Origin of the sequence: Microbacterium sp. Cr-K32 (assembly GCF_000708345.1) — a bacterium.
GTDB classification, from domain to species: domain Bacteria; phylum Actinomycetota; class Actinomycetes; order Actinomycetales; family Microbacteriaceae; genus Microbacterium; species Microbacterium maritypicum_A.
The window spans coordinates 100725-117454 of the sequence record NZ_JARD01000027.1; the positions used below are offsets into that span (position 1 = coordinate 100725).

The 16730-nt window shown below is 68.4% G+C and carries 15 protein-coding genes; 6 read left to right on the forward strand and 9 right to left on the reverse strand.

The features are described 5' to 3' along the window. Positions 1-36 precede the first annotated feature (36 nt). The 4 genes from GZ64_RS0113775 to GZ64_RS0113790 all read left to right on the forward strand — a co-directional run bounded on the left by GZ64_RS0113775 (position 37) and on the right by GZ64_RS0113790 (position 3891). Positions 37-795 (forward strand): alpha/beta fold hydrolase, encoded by a 759-nt coding sequence (locus GZ64_RS0113775; RefSeq protein ID WP_029267134.1) that lies wholly within the window; start codon positions 37-39, stop codon positions 793-795. After that, positions 792-1949 (forward strand): acyl-CoA dehydrogenase family protein, encoded by a 1158-nt coding sequence (locus GZ64_RS0113780; protein WP_021199960.1) that lies wholly within the window; start codon positions 792-794, stop codon positions 1947-1949. Before GZ64_RS0113775 ends, GZ64_RS0113780 begins: the two co-directional genes overlap by 4 nt. Positions 1950-2032: 83 nt before the next feature. After that, positions 2033-2500 (forward strand): Lrp/AsnC family transcriptional regulator, encoded by a 468-nt coding sequence (locus GZ64_RS0113785; RefSeq protein WP_021199961.1) that lies wholly within the window; start codon positions 2033-2035, stop codon positions 2498-2500. Continuing rightward, positions 2497-3891 carry an aspartate aminotransferase family protein gene (locus GZ64_RS0113790; RefSeq protein ID WP_021199962.1) on the forward strand — a complete coding sequence of 465 codons (1395 nt, stop codon included), beginning with the start codon at positions 2497-2499 and terminating at the stop codon, positions 3889-3891. The genes GZ64_RS0113785 and GZ64_RS0113790 overlap by 4 nt, the downstream gene beginning before the upstream one ends. A gap of 31 nt (positions 3892-3922) precedes the next feature. Here the strand turns inward: GZ64_RS0113790 and GZ64_RS0113795 are convergent, their stop codons facing one another. After that, positions 3923-5464, reverse strand: coding sequence for a PucR family transcriptional regulator (locus tag GZ64_RS0113795; RefSeq protein WP_231479905.1), 1542 nt, complete (start codon positions 5462-5464; stop codon positions 3923-3925). Positions 5465-5565: 101 nt separating this feature from the next. Between GZ64_RS0113795 and GZ64_RS0113800 the strand changes: the two genes are divergently transcribed. Together GZ64_RS0113800 and GZ64_RS0113805 are read left to right on the forward strand one after the other, a co-directional pair. Beyond that, positions 5566-7050 (forward strand): CoA-acylating methylmalonate-semialdehyde dehydrogenase, encoded by a 1485-nt coding sequence (locus tag GZ64_RS0113800; RefSeq protein WP_029267138.1) that lies wholly within the window; start codon positions 5566-5568, stop codon positions 7048-7050. Between the two features lie 15 nt (positions 7051-7065). After that, entirely contained in the window at positions 7066-8454 is a 1389-nt protein-coding gene (locus GZ64_RS0113805) for an aspartate aminotransferase family protein (protein ID WP_029267140.1), read from the forward strand. 163 nt (positions 8455-8617) lie between these two features. Here GZ64_RS0113805 and GZ64_RS0113810 read toward each other — a convergent pair whose 3' ends face one another. The 8 genes from GZ64_RS0113810 to GZ64_RS0113850 all read right to left on the reverse strand — a co-directional run bounded on the left by GZ64_RS0113810 (position 8618) and on the right by GZ64_RS0113850 (position 16706). After that, entirely contained in the window at positions 8618-8851 is a 234-nt protein-coding gene (locus GZ64_RS0113810; protein WP_029267141.1) for a hypothetical protein, read from the reverse strand. Positions 8852-8871: 20 nt separating this feature from the next. Next, entirely contained in the window at positions 8872-9558 is a 687-nt protein-coding gene (locus GZ64_RS0113815; RefSeq protein ID WP_051668065.1) for a hypothetical protein, read from the reverse strand. A gap of 530 nt (positions 9559-10088) precedes the next feature. After that, positions 10089-11753 carry an amidohydrolase gene (locus GZ64_RS0113825; RefSeq protein WP_029267145.1) on the reverse strand — a complete coding sequence of 555 codons (1665 nt, stop codon included), beginning with the start codon at positions 11751-11753 and terminating at the stop codon, positions 10089-10091. 2 nt (positions 11754-11755) lie between these two features. Continuing rightward, on the reverse strand, positions 11756-12631 hold the full coding sequence (locus GZ64_RS0113830) for an ABC transporter permease (protein ID WP_021199969.1): 876 nt from the start codon (positions 12629-12631) through the stop codon (positions 11756-11758). Continuing rightward, positions 12628-13512: an ABC transporter permease gene (locus GZ64_RS0113835; protein WP_029259561.1), complete on the reverse strand. Its 885-nt coding sequence runs from the start codon at positions 13510-13512 to the stop codon at positions 12628-12630. The genes GZ64_RS0113830 and GZ64_RS0113835 overlap by 4 nt, the downstream gene beginning before the upstream one ends. Next, entirely contained in the window at positions 13505-14683 is a 1179-nt protein-coding gene (locus tag GZ64_RS0113840) for a polyamine ABC transporter substrate-binding protein (protein ID WP_021199971.1), read from the reverse strand. Before GZ64_RS0113840 ends, GZ64_RS0113835 begins: the two co-directional genes overlap by 8 nt. Then, positions 14680-15840, reverse strand: a complete 1161-nt coding sequence (locus tag GZ64_RS0113845; protein ID WP_021199972.1) for an ABC transporter ATP-binding protein — start codon at positions 15838-15840, stop codon at positions 14680-14682. The genes GZ64_RS0113840 and GZ64_RS0113845 overlap by 4 nt, the downstream gene beginning before the upstream one ends. A gap of 137 nt (positions 15841-15977) precedes the next feature. Beyond that, entirely contained in the window at positions 15978-16706 is a 729-nt protein-coding gene (locus GZ64_RS0113850; protein ID WP_021199973.1) for a FadR/GntR family transcriptional regulator, read from the reverse strand. Positions 16707-16730: the final 24 nt, after the last annotated feature.

The window sequence follows — 16730 nt, forward strand, 5'->3', positions numbered from 1 at the left end:
CGGCCGCCTGAACACCACCGGTCGTAGGCTGGTGCCATGCCCGCCCCGCTCACCCTGCCCCGTATCTCGTGGGGCTCCCCGTCGGCATCCCGTCGCGCCCTCCTCGTCCACGGTCTCGGTTCCTCAGGAGCACTGATGTGGCGTCTCGGAGACGCTCTCGCCGCAGCGGGATGGCACGCGACCGCCGTCGACCTGCGGGGTCACGGCGATGCACCGCGCGCTCTCGACTACTCGGTGGCCGCGTACGGTGCCGATCTCGCCGCCACCCTCCCGGACGGCGGCGGCGCGTGGGACGCGGTCATCGGCCATTCGCTCGGCGGCGCATCCAGCACGGTCGCGGCGGCATCGACCCCGGAATGGACTCGACGGCTGGTGCTGATCGACCCCGCGATCCATGTGGGCGGGCGCGATGCGGCGATCGTGCGACGGAGCCAGGAGCGCGCATTCGCCGACACCCGCCTCGAAGTGGTGCAGGCGGAGCATCCGCACTGGCATCCGCAGGATCAGGAGCTCAAGGTCGACGCGGTGCTGCGTGCGAGCGCGTGGGCGGTGGAGCAGACCAGTGCCCAGAATCAGCCCTGGGACGTACGGGCAGAGGCTGCGCGTCTGACCGTGCCCACGCATGTGATCGGCGCCGACCCCGCGGTCTACAGCATCTTCACGGGAGAACTCGCCGACGAGGTCCTCGCGGCGAACCCCCTGATCACCCTCTCCGTCGTCGAGGGTGCAGGACACTCCCTGCACCGCGACCGCCCGGAGGAATCCGTCCGTCAGCTTCTGGAGGCTCTGGCATGACATTCGACCCTGCGACGCTCCTGCCCGACGACCTTCTCGAGCGCATCCGCGAGCGCGCACCGATCCACGACCGCGAGAACACCTTCCCCCAGCAGGACCTCGACGAGTTGCGCGCGGCCGGCTACCTGTCGATCCTGGTGCCGAAGGAGCGCGGAGGGGCGGGGCTCGGACTCGCCGAGGCCGCGATCCTGCAGCAGCGTCTCGCCGGTGCCGCGCCGGCGACGGCGCTGGCCATCAACATGCATCTCGTGTGGACCGGCGTGGCGAAGGTCTTCTCCGACAGAGGCGTCCCCGGCCTCGAGTTCGTGCAGGACGGCGCTGCGGCAGGCGAGGTCTTCGCCTTCGGCATCAGCGAGGGCGGCAACGACCTGGTGCTGTTCGGCAGCGACACCGCGGCCGTGCCCGACGGCGACGGCGGCTACGCGTTCACCGGGACCAAGATCTTCACCTCCCTCGCTCCGGTCTGGACGCGGCTGGGGCTGCACGGCCTCGACACCACCAGCCCCGATGGGCCGAAGCTCGTGTTCGCCTTCGTGGAGCGGACGCACGCCGTCACGACGTCCGACGACTGGGACACCCTCGGCATGCGGGGCACGCAGAGCCGCACCACCCGGCTGAACGGCGCCGTGGCCGATGCCGCGCACGTGGTGCGGCGCATCGACCCCGGGCCCAGCCCCGATCCGATCGTGTTCGGCATCTTCTCGGTGTTCGAGATCCTGCTCGCCTCCGTCTACACCGGCATCGCCCGGCGAGCGCTCGAGCTCGCCGTGACGACGGCGCAGAAGCGGCACTCGAAGAAGACCGGCCTCGCCTACAGCCAGGACCCCGACATCCGCTGGCGCATCGCCGACATGGCCATCGCCTACGACGCTCTGCCGCCGCAGATCGCCTCCCTCGCCCGTGATGTGGACGACGGCGTCGATCACGGCGCGCGCTGGTTCCCGCAGCTCTCCGGCGTCAAGCACCGGGCGATCACGATGGCCAAGCACGTGGTCGACGAGGCGATGCTCGTGGCCGGCGGCGGGTCGTACTTCTCCGCCAACGAGCTCTCGCGTCTCTACCGCGACGTGCTGGCCGGGGCGTTCCACCCCTCCGACCCCGAATCCGCGCATTCGACGGCGGCGAACGCCTGGCTGGGTCCGCTCGAGAGCTAAATTTCCTGCCGATTCCGCTGGACGAATCGCCAGATTCTGCGAAATCGGTTGCCGAGCGCATTGCGGAGTGCGAAGATCGCACCATGAGTCCGGCGAAGAAGCACCCTTCCCTCGATGCGGTCTCGAAGACGATCGTCGAGCTGCTCCAAGAGGACGGCCGTCGTTCGTATTCGGAGATCGGCCGCACCGTCGGGATGAGCGAAGCCGCGGTGCGCCAGAGGGTGCAGCGGCTCACCGAGTCGGGTGTGATGCAGATCGTCGCCGTCACCGACCCGATGCAGCTGGGCTTCCACCGCCAGGCCATGATCGGCGTCCGCGTGTCCGGCGACGCGCGCCGTGTCGCCGAGGCCATCGCCGCGATCGAGTCCGTCGACTACGTGGTCATCACGGTCGGCTCGTTCGACGTCCTCGCCGAGGTCGTCTGCGAGGACGACGACGACCTGCTCGCGCTGATCAACGACGTCATCCGCCCGATCGATGGCGTCCTCTCCACCGAAACCTTCATCTACGCCAAGCTGCAGAAGCAGCTCTACAACTGGGGGACCAGATGAGCACCGCACGCACCATCCCTTCCGAGTCCGCACTGCAGACGATGGCGAAGGACCATCTCTGGATGCACTTCACCCGGCAGTCGACGATGGCGGAGTCGGGTGTGCCCATCATCGTCAAGGGAGACGGGCATCGTATCTGGGATGCCAAGGGCAAGGAATACTTCGACGGCCTGGCCGGACTCTTCGTCGTGAACGCCGGCCACGGTCGGCGTCGGCTGGCCGAGGCCGCGGCGGCGCAGGCCTCCGAGCTGGCTTTCTTCCCCCTCTGGTCGTATGCGCACCCGGCAGCGATCGAGCTGGCCGACCGTCTCGCCGACGAGGCGCCGGGCGACCTCAACAAGGTCTTCTTCTCCACCGGGGGCGGCGAGGCGGTCGAGACCGCGTTCAAGCTCGCGAAGCACTACTGGAAGCTGCAGGGCAAGCCCGCCAAGCACAAGGTGATCTCTCGCGCCGTCGCGTATCACGGCACCCCGCAGGGCGCGCTGGCGATCACGGGCATCCCGGCGATGAAGTCGATGTTCGAGCCCGTCACCCCCGGCGGCTTCCGCGTGCCCAACACCAACTTCTACCGCGCGGCCGAGATGGGTGGACCCGCCGACGACCTCGAGGCATTCGGACGCTGGGCGGCCGACCGCATCGAGGAGATGATCCTCTTCGAAGGCGCTGACACCGTGGCCGCCGTGTTCCTCGAGCCGGTGCAGAACTCCGGCGGATGCTTCCCGCCCCCTCCCGGCTACTTCGCCCGCGTCCGCGAGATCTGCGACCGCCACGACGTGCTGCTCGTCTCGGACGAGGTCATCTGCGCCTTCGGCCGCCTCGGTCACACCTTCGCGTGCACGGGCCTGGGCTACGTGCCCGACATGATCACGTGCGCCAAGGGCATGACGAGCGGCTACTCCCCCATCGGCGCGACCATCGTCAGCGACCGTATCTACGAGCCCTTCTCGAAGGGCGATCTGTCCTTCCCGCACGGCTACACGTTCGGCGGGCACCCGGTGTCGGCCGCTGTCGCTCTGGAGAACCTGGCGATCTTCGACGAGGAGGGGCTGAACGCGCACGTGCGCGAGAATTCCCCGCTGTTCCGCACCGAGCTCGAGAAGCTGCTCGACCTGCCGCTGGTGGGCGACGTGCGGGGCGACGGCTACTTCTTCGGCATCGAGCTCGTGAAGGACAAGTCGACCAAGGAGACCTTCGACGACGACGAGTCCGAGCGGCTGCTGCGCGGCTTCCTCTCCCCCGCCCTGTTCGAGGCCGGTCTGTATTGCCGCGCCGACGACCGCGGCGACCCCGTGATCCAGCTCGCGCCGCCGCTCACCGTCGGGCCTTCGGAATTCCGCGAGATCGAGCAGATCCTGCGCGACGTGCTGACACGCGCGCAGTCGGTGCTCTGACCCTCGCGCGCACCGATCGGGCGGATACGGGTCAGGCCACCGGCACCGCGCTCCGCTTCGCCAGCAGCGCGAGGTGGAGCGCGGCGAGCGTCTCCCCGTCGTCGAGGTCGACGTCGAGCAGATCACCGATCAGGGTGAGCCGCTGGTAGAAGACGGATCTCGAGAGGTGGCTCGCGGCCGCCGCCGCGGAGCGATTCCCGGGGTGGGTGACGAGCGCCGCGAGCACGTCGAGCAGGTCTCCGCGCCGCTCGCGGTCGTACGCCACGACCGGGGCGAGCATCCGCTCGCTGTGTGCGAGCAGCCGCTGATCGTCGCGCAGCGAGGCGACGAAGCGTTCCAGCGGACGGTCGTCGACGCGTCGCACGCGCGGGCCGGATTCGGAGCGGTCGCTCGCCGCGAGGTCTCTCGCCGCGCGCAACGAAGCGAGCAGCCCCAGGACATCTTCGGCGGGAGGGCCGACGAAGACCGTGCGCGCGGGCCCCGCGATGCGCACGGCGAGAGCATCGGTGAGCGGGGCGGACTCAGGGAGCGACAGCAGGGCGACGTCGTCCTCTCCCACGCGTGCGGCGACCACGGCGGCCCCGGCCTGCCGAGCCCGGTAGGCGAGCTCGGCCGCCGACTCCGCCCCGCGGGCGACGATGCCGTGGCAATGCCGACCCGAAAGAGCGAACCCGCCCGAAGCCAGACGGGCGGCGATGTCGGCCGGGTTCGCGAACCGCGCGCCGAGCAGATCGTCGATGATGCCCCGCTGCGCGAGCAGCGACCACTCGGTGTCGCCCCCGTCCGCCAGGCAGCCGAAGGCCAGTGCCGTCGCCCCCTGTTCGAGCACCGTGTGCCGGCCCGCCGGGTGCACGGGGCCCGGAAGGGCGAGCAGGGTTCCCCACCGCACCCCCCGCGCCTGCACCGGGATGCGATCGGCCGCGTCGAGCTGTCCGAGCGCCTGCGCGACCGGCATCCGCAGGGTCTCGAGCGCGATCACCTCGTGCGCGAGGTTCTCCAACACGACGGGCGCGCCGAGCGCTCTCGCGGTCTCGGCGACGACGACGTCGGCCGGAGCGCCCTGCAGGCTCAGCGCAGTGAAGAGCTCGTGCAGGCGCTGGCGTTCGTGCAGCGCATCCGTCTGAGCGGCGATGAGCGATCTGTGCACCGACTCCGTCACCGCGACGAACTTGATCTCGCTGGTCAGGGCGATCAGGGCGAGACCGACGTCCCGGCACACCTCGGTCACGGCATCGGGGATCTGCGATTGGCCGGACCCGAGCTCCACGACGATGCCCGCGATCCCCGCACGGTGCAGGGCTCTCGCGAAGTCGCGCAGCTCGTCCGGAGCCGTCGGCCATCCCGCCCCGGTGCTGAGCAGCAGCTCGCCGCCGTCGAGCAGTCGGGCGACTCCTGCGCTGTCGGAGACATGCACCCAGCGCACGTCGGCATCGAGAGCGGCGCCGCCCACGACCACGTCCGGTGCGCCCGCCTGCAGCACCGGATCGGCGAGAACGTCGGCCACCGTGAGCACACCCCCTGCCCGACTCGGACGATCTGTCCGATGCGGGCTCAAGTCCTGACGTTCTGACACCACTCGACGCTCTTCCGCTCTGTGATCATTGAGGAACATCAGCGTATCGAACGTTCAGTCAGAGTGTTCGAATCCGTATTCTTCAGCCTCGGAGGAACATCGTGGACATCGTCCGTCACGTCATCAACGGAGTGGAGGCCGCAGAAGCGGCCCGCACCGGCCAGGTCTTCGACCCCGCCACCGGCCAGGTGTCGAAGCAGGTCGCATTCGCCTCGACCGCCGAGGTCGACTCCGCCATCGCCGCGGCGGCGGCCGCGCTCCCCGCCTGGCGCGAGACGAGCCTGATCAAGCGCGCCGACGTCTTCTTCCGCTTGCGGCAGCTGCTCAAGGAGCGCACACCCGAACTCGCCGCGATCGTCACCTCCGAGCACGGCAAGGTGCTCTCGGACGCTGCCGGCGAGGTGTCGCGCGGCATCGAGAACGTCGAGTTCGCGGCGGGACTCGTGCATCTGCTCAAGGGTGAACGCAGCGAGCAGGTGTCACGCGGTGTCGACGTGCACTCGGTCAAGCAGCCGGTCGGCGTCGTCGCGGCGATCACCCCGTTCAACTTCCCGGTCATGGTGCCGTTGTGGATGGTCGCCTCGGCGATCGCCTGCGGCAACACGGTCGTGCTCAAGCCGAGCGAGAAGGATCCGTCGGCTTCCGTGTGGCTCGCGAAGCTCTTCGCCGAGGCCGGGCTGCCCGACGGCGTGCTCAACGTGGTCCACGGCGACAAGGAGGCCGTCGACACGATCCTGGAGTCGCCGCGGGTGAACGCCGTGAGCTTCGTCGGCTCGACCCCGATCGCCCGCTCGATCTACCAGCGCGCCTCCGCCGCCGGCAAGCGGGTGCAGGCGCTCGGCGGCGCGAAGAACCACATGGTGGTGATGCCCGATGCCGACATCGATGCGGCTGCCGACGCTGCTGTCTCCGCCGCCTACGGCTCCGCCGGCGAGCGTTGCATGGCCGTCTCGGTGCTGGTCGCCGTCGGCGACATCGCCGACGACCTCGTCACCGCGATCGCCGACCGCATCGGCGGCCTCACGATCGGTGCCGGCACGGATGCCGCGAGCGAGATGGGTCCGCTCATCACCCGCGAGCACCGCGACAAGGTCGCCTCGTACGTGACGGGGGCTGAGGGCGAGGGCGCGAAGATCGTCGTCGACGGCACGCAGAAGCAGTTCGACTCCGAGGGCTTCTTCCTGGGCGTCAGCCTGATCGACGAGGTCGCCCCGGGGATGAAGGTCTACGACGACGAGATCTTCGGCCCGGTGCTGTCGGTCGTGCGCGTCGAGACCTACGCCGAGGCGGTCGAGCTGGTCAACGCCAACGCCTACGGCAACGGCACCGCGATCTTCACGCGCGACGGCGGCACGGCCCGGCAGTACGAGTTCGACATCGAGGTCGGGATGGTCGGCGTCAACGTGCCGATCCCGGTGCCGATCGGCGCCTACTCGTTCGGCGGATGGAAGGACTCGCTGTTCGGAGACTCCCACATCTACGGTCCCGAGTCGGTGCACTTCTACACACGCTCCAAGGTCGTCACCACCCGGTGGCCCGACCACACGCCCTCCCAGGTCGACCTGGGCTTCCCGAGCAACCACTGACGAGGAGCGACCACGATGACGAACTTCACCGACCGCCACGGCGTCTCGCACCCGCTCCCCGCGCCCGAGGCCGAAGCGCAGGTGCGTGCGGACGACCGCGGCCACGTGTTCCACTCCTGGAGCGCGCAGGGCCTGATCGATCCGCTTCCCGTCGCCGCGGGCGAGGGCTCGACGTTCTGGGACTACCAGGGCAACGCGTACCTCGACTTCTCGAGCCAGCTCGTGAACCTGAACCTGGGGCACCAGCATCCCGACTTGGTCGCGGCGATCCAACAGCAGGCCGGGCGTCTCGCGACGATCCAGCCCGCGATCGCCAACGACGTGCGCGGGGAACTCGCGCGTCTGATCGCCGAGGTCGCGCCGGAAGGTCTTGAGAAGGTGTTCTTCACCAACGGCGGCGCCGAGGCCAACGAGTATGCGGTGCGCATGGCCCGCCAGTTCACCGGCCGTCGCAAGGTGCTGTCGATGTACCGCAGCTACCACGGCTCCACATCGACCGCGATCTCGCTCACCGGCGACCCGCGGCGTTGGGCGAACGACACCGTCGACTCCGGCGCCGTGCGCTTCTTCGGACCGTACCTGTACCGCTCGCCGTTCCACGCCGAGACCCCGGAGCAGGAGCCCGAACGAGCACTCGCGCATCTCGAGCAGACGATCCAGCTCGAGGGACCGCAGACGATCGCGGCGATCATCATCGAGACGGTCGTCGGCACCAACGGCGTGCTGGTGCCGCCGCCCGGATATCTGCAGGGCGTGCGCGAGCTGTGCGACCGCTACGGCATCGTCTACATCGCCGACGAGGTCATGGTGGGATTCGGGCGACTGGGCGAATGGTTCGGCATCGACGCGTTCGACGCCAGCCCCGACCTGATCACCTTCGCGAAGGGCGTGAACTCGGGCTACGTGCCCCTCGGCGGCGTGGTGATCTCCGACCGCATCGCCAGCGCCTTCGACACGATGCCCTTCGCCGGCGGGCTGACCTACTCGGGGCACCCGTTGGCCTGTGCGGCGGGCGTCGCGACGTTCGAGGTGTTCCGTCGCGACGGCATCCTCGAGCGCGTGCGCGACCTCGGCGAACGCGTGGTCGGTCCGACTGTGCGCTCCTGGGCCGAGAAGCACCCGAGCGTCGGGGATGTGCGCGGTCTCGGACTGTTCTGGGCGGTCGAGCTGGTCCGTGACCAGGAGACGCGCGAGCCCCTCGTGCCGTTCAACGCCTCCGGCGCGGATGCCGCTCCGATGGGCGCCTTCGCCGCTGCCGCCAAGAAGGCCGGTGTCTGGCCGTTCACGCATTTCAACCGCATGCACGTGGCCCCGCCGCTGGTGATCAGCGAAGAAGACCTGGTGCGCGGACTCACCGTGCTCGACGAAGCGCTCTCCGTGGCCGACGAGGCCGCCGCAGGCTGACGCGAGAACACGGGTTTTCAGATGACGACCTTCGACCCTCGTACTACGAGCCCGACTACAGCCCTCGCTACGACCCACGCGAACCTCAACGAGGGCACTAGCCGCTAGTCCGGAACAGCGGAGGGGTGAGCGCAGCCGCTCTCACCCCTTCTCGTTCGTCACTTCATGTTTGTTGACGCCTCAGAGCCGCGATAAGGGCTCTGGAGAATCTTCTTTCTACAAGATAGAGCGCCGTCATCATGAGCAGCAAGATCGCTGCAGCGATCGCGCTCAGCATTGGAGGGTCATTCCAGAAAACGATAGCTGCGACCAGCGCGAGGACAGGCGCCACGCAGCTGATGATGAGAAGACTGCGCTTCCGTTTCGCCATAGGGCCAAGTTCATTGAGAGAGACCATGGTTGAAGCTCCTTATCTCCTTACGGTCCTGTACACCAGATGTCACCCGCCCAGGTCCAGTACACCCAGATGCCCTTACCGGCCTGGTTGCAAAGCCCCAGCCCCACGTTGTAGAGAGCTACCGGGCCAACAAATCCTGGAATCAGTGCGTACAGGATGGACGCAGTTTGACTGATCGAGACCTTGTTCGCGGGGATCCACGTTTTCCCTCCCCACCAATAGGTCGGATCGGCGACGACCGGATAGGCCACATCGCGGGCAGTGTGTTCAACGACCTGCACGAGCTGAGTGCCATCAACTTCGTATCGAGTCGGAACTGCAGCGCCGTTCGCATCGACCGCCCATGGCACATTCGTTGTGAGCACCGTGATGCCATCTCGATCCGCAACCACCGCTGATCCGTCCTCGACCAACATCACCGAACCGCCGACAGGAACGTCGATTCCGTAGGCGAAGCGCTCGGGAGCTTTCGATGAAGCGATCGTGGTGAGCATCTGCACACCATCTGAAAATGGCACGACCGTGTTAGCCACACCGTTATCCGAGGGGTATGCGACAGCCCCCGATTCCAATGAGACGCCCGCTTCACCCCCTTCCGCCGCAGGAAGGCTGATGCCCACCACAGCATCCCCGACGGCGAGCTTCACTCCCTCGGACGCATCCCGCGGCACGGTAGCCGTGCTTCCCCCGACATCGAGCACCGCCACCGCATCATCTGTACGCGAAGACGCCGCCGCATCCTCAACCAAACCTGCCCTCACTCCGGCAAGAGCCCGCTCAACGTCTGCCACCGAAACCGTGTCAACATCCTCGGACGCATATGCCGGACCCACCCACGTACAGATCAGAGCCAGGGAGGCCACCACCGCCCCAGCCGAAACCTTTGTTCGATATCTCACTGTGTTTCTCCCTCACTCGACCCGCCGCGCGCACAAGCATCCCGCACTCCAGCAGAACCTGTCTGTCCACCATTCGGGGGACGGACCAGCGAAACCCGCGCCACATCGCGAAGAGCGACCGATATACGATTAGGCGGCAAACTCCGCTCTCACGTCGATGTGTTCGACTGGTGGCTTCCCGAGGTCTACGCCGGCCCCACCTTTCGCACGCAGATAGTTGTGCGTCCGGCGGCCGCCGACGAGATCGCAACGCACCAGGTCTGGGGGCGGTTAGCGACCGAGGGGCCCTGAGCTACTCCCCCCGATTTCCCTCGGCGTAATTGTCGGTGTGGTGTCATTCAGTCGCCCGCGGAGTCGAACACCCGCACTCCCTCGACCCAGGTGCCGCGCACCTCGGTCAGACCGATCTCCTCCGCCGGATGCTCGAACGGATCCCGGTCGAGCAGGGCGAGGTCGGCCCGCATCCCCACCGCGATCGTCCCGGTGTCGTCGAGGTGGTTCACCCGCGCCGATCCCGCCGTGTAGGCGACGAGGGCCGTGGCGAGGTCGATCGCCTGCTCCGGGAGGAACGGTTCGTAGTCGCCCTCCCACTCGGTCGGCGCGGAACGGCGGTTGACGGCCACGTGGATCGCCGCCATCGGGTTCGGCGTGCTGACCGACCAGTCGCTGCCCGCCGCGAGCGCGGCACCGGAACGCACCAGGTCGCCGAACGGGTACTGCCACGCGCTGCGCTGCGCTCCGAGGAACGGGATGGTGAGGTCGACCATCTGCGGCTCGAGCGTCGCCCACAGCATCTGCATGTTGGCGGTGACGTCGAGGGCCCGGAACCGTGGGATGTCGTCGGGGTGCACGACCTGGATGTGGGAGATGTGGTGTCGGTTGCCGCGCGGACCGTTCTGCACGAGGGCAGCCTCGACCGCATCGAGGCACTCGCGCACGGCGCGGTCGCCGATCGCGTGGAAGTGCAGCGTGAAGCCGAGGGCGTCGAGCCGGGTCGCGGCTTCTTTGAGCAGCTCCGGTTCGACGAAGGAGATCCCCGAATCCTCGCGCGGGTGCCCGTGGCCGTCGCAGTACGGTTCCAGCATCGCGGCCGTGAAGTTCTCGGCGACGCCGTCCTGCATGATCTTCACGCTGCGCGCCCGGAAGCGGCCGACCGTGCTCTCGTCCCGACGGCGCACGATGTCGTCGATCTGTTCCAGGCCCCGTGATCGATCCCACCACAGGGAGCCGACGACGCGACCGGTGAGCGCCCCGGATGCGGCGGCGGTCCGATAGGCCGGGAGCGGATCGCCCGCATCGCCGTACTCGGTGCCGACGATCGCGTCCTGCCAGGCCGTCACCCCGTAGGAGTGCAGGTGGCGCTGCCCCTGCAGGAGCGCCTCGACGAGTCGCTCGGGCGCCTCGGTCGGCAGGAGCCGGTTGACCAGGCCCATCGCGCCCTCGTGCAGCGTGCCGCTGGGGGCACCAGTCGCATCGCGCTCGATCCGCCCGTCCGCGGGGTCGGCCGTCTCGCGGGTGATGCCGGCGAGCGCGAGCGCACGGGAGTTGACCCAGGCACCGTGTCCGTCACGGTTCGGCAGGAACGCCGGGCGATCGGGCACGACGGAGTCGAGGTCCTCTGCCGTCGGTGTGCCTCCGGGGAACGCCGACATCTGCCATCCGCCCCCGAGGATCCACTCGTCGTCCGGGTGCGCGGCCGCATACCGGGCGATCCGGTCGAGGTACTCCTCGCGGGTGGCCAGAGCGGACAGATCGCAGCGGAGCATGTCCAACCCGCCCCACACCGGGTGCACGTGCGCGTCCTGGAAACCGGGCACCAGCAGTCCGCCGGCGAGGTCGATCACCTCGGTCTCCGGCCCGATCAGCGCCGCGACGTCGTGCCCCACCGCGCTGATGAACCCGTCCGTCACGGCGACCGCGTGCGCCGTGGTGCGCGCGGCATCGGCGAGGAACACCCGCCCTCCGCGCACGCCACCCGTGAAGACCAGATCTGCGTATCCCACGCTCAACCCCCTGCCATCGTGCGGGCGATCTCGGTCGCCGAGTCCCCCGCCCTCTTCAGAACCACGGCCACCAGCGCGAGCGCCAACAGCGTGAGCACGAGCATGATCGTCGACACCGCGGCGATCTCCGGACGCAAGCCGCTGCGCAGCGCGCTGAGCACGTAGACGGGCCACGGCGTCGTTCCCGACACCTGCACGAACGCCGACACGACCGTGTTGTCGAGGCTCAGCGTGAACGAGAGCAGGAACCCGGCGAGCACGGCCGGCATCGCGAGCGGCAGCGTGATCTTGAGGAACGTGCGCACGGGCGGCGCGTAGAGGTCGGCCGATGCCTCCTCCAGGCGGGCGTCGAGCCCGACCAGCCGCGCCCGCACGATGTACGACACGATGGCGATCGAGAACAGCGACTGCCCCACCACGAGTCTCATCGTGCCGTCGTTGAAGATGCCTATCCCGGCATCCTGCCCGAGGAACACCAGCCACGGCAGCAGCGCGACCGCGTCGACGATCTCAGGCGTGACCGACACGAGCAGCAGAAGCCCGAGGAACCACCACACCCACCTGCCGGGATTGCGTGCCATCGCGATGCCCGCCAGTGTGCCGAGCGCCGTGGCGAGCAGAGCCGCGAGCAGACCGGTGCGCACCGACACGAGCACGGCATCGCGGATCGCGGGCTTGTTCACGATCGCGAGGAACGAGTCGAAGCCGAAGTGGTCCCAGGACACCAGCAGGCGCCCGACGTTGAACGAGTACGCGATGATCACGAGAATCGGCAGGAACAGGAACAGGAACACCAGCGCCGCCCAGATCGGCAGCACGAAGCGTCCGGCTCCCCGGCGCACGCGCGGTGCCGTCATGGCGGTCTTCGTATCGGTCATGATCCCTCCCCCAGGACGAGTCGGTTGCGTTGTCTGAGCGGCAGGGTCAGGAGCCAGAGGAGTCCGGCCGCGACCGCGATCGAGAGCATGATGACGATGATCAGCAGCACGGCCATCGCCGAGCCCAATGCCCAGTTCTGCGCGGTCTGGAACTGGCTCGCCACCACCTGCCCGATCATGTTGCCCTTCGCTCCGCCCAGCACGGTGGCGGTGATGTAGTCGCCCATCAACGGGATGTACACCAGGAGCACGCCGGCGATGATGCCGGGTCGGGCCAGCGGCACCGTCACCCGGAGGAACGTCGTCACGCTGTTCGCACCCAGATCCTTGCTCGCCTCGCGCAGCGGTCCCGACACCCGGTCGAAGGCGACGAACAGCGGCAGGATCATCAGCGGCAGGTAGTTGTATACGACGCCGAGGAGCACGGCGCCGCGCGAGTACAGCAGGTCGAGCGGACCGGGGATGACCCCGATCCCCTGCAGCAGCTGCGAGAGCCAGCCCTCGGGCGCGAGGATCACCTGCCAGCCGATGGTACGCACCAGGAAGTTGGTCCAGAACGGCACCATCACCAGCGCGAGAAGCAACCCCCGCTTCGAGGGCGGTGCCTTCACCGCGATCCAGTAGGCGACCGGCCCGCCGATCACGAGGCACAGGGCCGTGCCCAGGATGCCGATCCACAGCGTGTTCAGGAACGTGCTGAAGAAGGTCGGCGAGAGCGCCTCGAGGTAGCGGTCGAACGAGAGGTGGTCGAGCGCATGCGTGGCGAAGATGCTCGGCTTGTATCCGAAGCTGAACACGATCACCATGAAGATCGGGGCGACGAAGAAGACGAGCAACCACACCCAGGCCGGGATGGCGAGACCGAACTTGAGCTTAGGCACCGGCAGCCGCCTTCATCGAGTTCCAGATCGAGACGACGCGGTCCTGTGCGTCCGTCAGCTTGCCCTCGTGCATCGTGGCCACCTGCTCCTCGTCGAAGAACACCATGTCGAGCCGTTCCAGCCCCGCGGCCTCCGCCTCCTCCCGGATCCCCGAGATGCCGGTGTCGTAGCCGATGTAGTCGACCTGTGCGAGCTGCACGTCGGGCTGCAGCACGAAGTCGATGAATGCGTGTGCCGCCTCGGGGTGCGGGGCACCGGCGGCGATCGCCCAGTTGTCCATCCACAGCTCGGTCGCGGGGCTCCCCAGCACCCACTGCCACCGATCGGGGTCGTCGGACTCGAAGATGCCGAGCCGCGCGTCGCCGTTGTAGGACTGCAGCAGCGCGTGCGAGGCCTGCGGGATCGACGAACCTCCCGGGTACGAGTCGAACGCCGAGATGTGCGGCGCGAGGTCCTTCACCAGGAACTTCTCGACGGCGTCGAGGTCGTCCGGGTCCGTGGTGGTCCAGTCGATACCGTTCGCCCAGAAGTAGATGCCGAGCAGCGGCGCCGGATCGTCGAGCACCGAGGTCGAACCGGAGGCCTCGTTCTGTGCGGCGTCGATGAAGTCGTTCCAGGTCGTGAGCTCTCGGGAGATCACCCTCTTGTCGTACACGAAACCGGTCGTCCCCCATGCCTTGCACACGGAGTACTCGTTGCCCGGATCCCACGAGCGCCCGCGGAACTCCGGCGCCACGTGCTTCATGTTCGGCAACAGGTCGAGGTTGAACTTCTGCAGGAGGCCGTTCTCGGCCATCGGTCCGACGAAGACGCCGGTCGGCACCACGATGTCGTAGCCCGAGGTGCCCCGCGCCGCGACGAGCTTGGCGATCAGCTCTTCGTTCGAGTTGAAGGCGTCGAGCACGATGCGCGGGCCGCTCTCGGCTGTGAACTGCTCGAGCACCTCCGGCGCGTCGTAGTCGCCCCAGCTGTAGATCGAGAGCTTGTCCTCGAGCGGTCCCCCCTTGGCGTGCACGGCCGCGGCGTTCTGGCCCGGTGCGCACGCGCTGAGCACGACCGCGCCGCCCGCCATGATGGCGGTGGCGAGAAAGCCGCGCCTGGTCAGCTCGGTGCGGATCACCCGCGCGGCGCTCCGGTGCGCGAGCACCCGCACCGGAGGCGTACCGGTCACCGGCCGCCGTCCTTGGGCAGGGTGATCACGTGCGTCGCCGTCGTGGGGATGCCGTCCGCGGCGAACAGCCGTGCATCCGCGGGATTCCAGACGCAACGGACCTCGTCGTCGACTCCGACCTCCGGCGCGGTGGGCGCCGGCATGCGCGAGAGGAACGTGGCATCCTCGCCGATGCGCACAGCGACCTGCAGTGTCTCGCCGAGATGCGAGACCCCGAGCACACGACCGCGGACCCCTGCACCCTCGCCCTGTTCCAGGCGGACGTACTCGGGCCGGATCGCAGCGACCGCCGGCTGACCGGCGGCGACCCGCTCGCCACCCCAGCGACCGGCGATCACGCCGATCGCCGTGTCGACGGCCTCACCGTCGGCACGCACCGTGCCATGCACGAAGTTCTGCTGCCCGATGAACGAGGCGACGTAGGCCGACGCGGGCTCCGCATAGATGGCCGCGGGCGCATCGAGCTGCTCGATCCGTCCCGCGCGCATCACCGCGATCCGATCGCTCATCGACAGCGCCTCGGCCTGATCGTGCGTGACGAACACGAAAGTCGTACCGAGGCGGGCCTGCAGAAGCTTGAGCTCGAGCTGCATCTCCTCGCGCAGCTGACGGTCCAGCGCCGCGAGCGGCTCATCCAGCAGGAGCACGCTCGGCCGGTTGATGAGCGCCCGCGACAGCGCGATCCGCTGCTGCTGGCCGCCGGAGAGCTGCGTCGGCTTGCGATCGGCGAACGCCCGCAGCTGCACCATGTCGAGCGCTTCACTCACCCGCTCCCGCTGCTCGGCTTTGGGAACGCGCCGTTGCTGCAGACCGTAGGCGACGTTCTCGGCGACCGTGAGGTGCGGGAACAGGGCGTAGGCCTGGAAGACGGTGTTGACCTCGCGCCGATAGGGCGGCAGGTTCAGGACACTGCGGCCGGAGATGAGGATGTCCCCGGCATCCGGATACTCGAAGCCCGCGATCATACGCAGCGTGGTCGTCTTCCCACAGCCCGACGGACCGAGGAGCGAGAGGAACTCGCCCGGTTGCACGTCGAGACTCAGGTCGTCGACCGCGATGGCGGTGCCGTACCGCTTGGTCACGCCATCGATGCGGACCGCACCGGTGACGGTGGGTGCGTCGAGTGTCGCCGTCGACGTTCGGGTGGTGTCGGGCATGGAGCCTCCCCATTGAGATTCGCTTGCCGCGAGTCTGGCACAGGAAAGTCGCCAGGTATAGCGAAATCGGAAGTCTCTTGATCAATTCGCAACGATATCCGTTGCGAATCGTCGAAGTCGCGACCGATTAGCGCTGATCAGATGAGGAAGCCGCGCAACAACGCCTCGGATCCGGCGAGGTGATCGCGCATCGCGGCCTCGGCCGCATCCGGGCGTCCGGCGAGGATCGCCGAGACGATGCCCTCGTGCTGCGCGCCCGAGTGCTGGATATTGCGCGGCATCAGCGGGAACGTGTCGAGCCAGGCGTTCACATCCGCCCTGTTCTCGGCGACCAGCGCGACGAGCGAGGGGATGCCCGCGGCCTCGGCGATCGCCAGGTGCAGCAAAGTGTCCAGGCGCCGGTATTCATCCGGCCCGGCCGGCAGAGCCGCCTCGTGCCGCGCCCAGAGGTCGGCGCGCGTCGCGGCGTCGAGCGATCGGCTCGCCGCGGCACGCACGGCACCGGTCTCGAGCACCAGGCGCAGCCCGAGCACATCGTCGATCTCCTCCGCGGTCACGGTGCCCGACACGGTCGGGTGCGGCAGCGGATCGGCGACGAACGTCCCTCCGTACCGGCCGCGCCGCGGGAGCAGGTAGCCGGTGTCCGCGAGTTCGCGGATCGCCTCGCGCACGGTGTCGCGACTGACCCCGAACGATGCCGCGAGCTCGCGCTCGGGCGGCAGGGATTCCCCCGGAGCGACGACGCCGAGACGGATCGTCTGCACGAGCCGGGCGACCGTGTCCTCCAGGGCGTTGCCGCGCCGCAACGGCCGGTAGACCGCTCTGCGCACCTCGACGAGGTCGCCGTCGTGGGGGTGCTCGCTCATGCCTTCACCCTGTCACAGCGAGGT

Coding starts and splice junctions, on each gene's coding strand:
- GZ64_RS0113775 (WP_029267134.1), top strand. CDS start 37: ATGCCCGCCCCGCTCACCCTGCCCCGTATCTCGTGGGGCTCCCCGTCG.
- GZ64_RS0113780 (WP_021199960.1), top strand. CDS start 792: ATGACATTCGACCCTGCGACGCTCCTGCCCGACGACCTTCTCGAGCGC.
- GZ64_RS0113785 (WP_021199961.1), top strand. CDS start 2,033: ATGAGTCCGGCGAAGAAGCACCCTTCCCTCGATGCGGTCTCGAAGACG.
- GZ64_RS0113790 (WP_021199962.1), top strand. CDS start 2,497: ATGAGCACCGCACGCACCATCCCTTCCGAGTCCGCACTGCAGACGATG.
- GZ64_RS0113805 (WP_029267140.1), top strand. CDS start 7,066: ATGACGAACTTCACCGACCGCCACGGCGTCTCGCACCCGCTCCCCGCG.
- GZ64_RS0113810 (WP_029267141.1), bottom strand. CDS start 8,851: ATGGTCTCTCTCAATGAACTTGGCCCTATGGCGAAACGGAAGCGCAGT.
- GZ64_RS0113830 (WP_021199969.1), bottom strand. CDS start 12,631: ATGACCGATACGAAGACCGCCATGACGGCACCGCGCGTGCGCCGGGGA.
- GZ64_RS0113845 (WP_021199972.1), bottom strand. CDS start 15,840: ATGCCCGACACCACCCGAACGTCGACGGCGACACTCGACGCACCCACC.
- GZ64_RS0113850 (WP_021199973.1), bottom strand. CDS start 16,706: ATGAGCGAGCACCCCCACGACGGCGACCTCGTCGAGGTGCGCAGAGCG.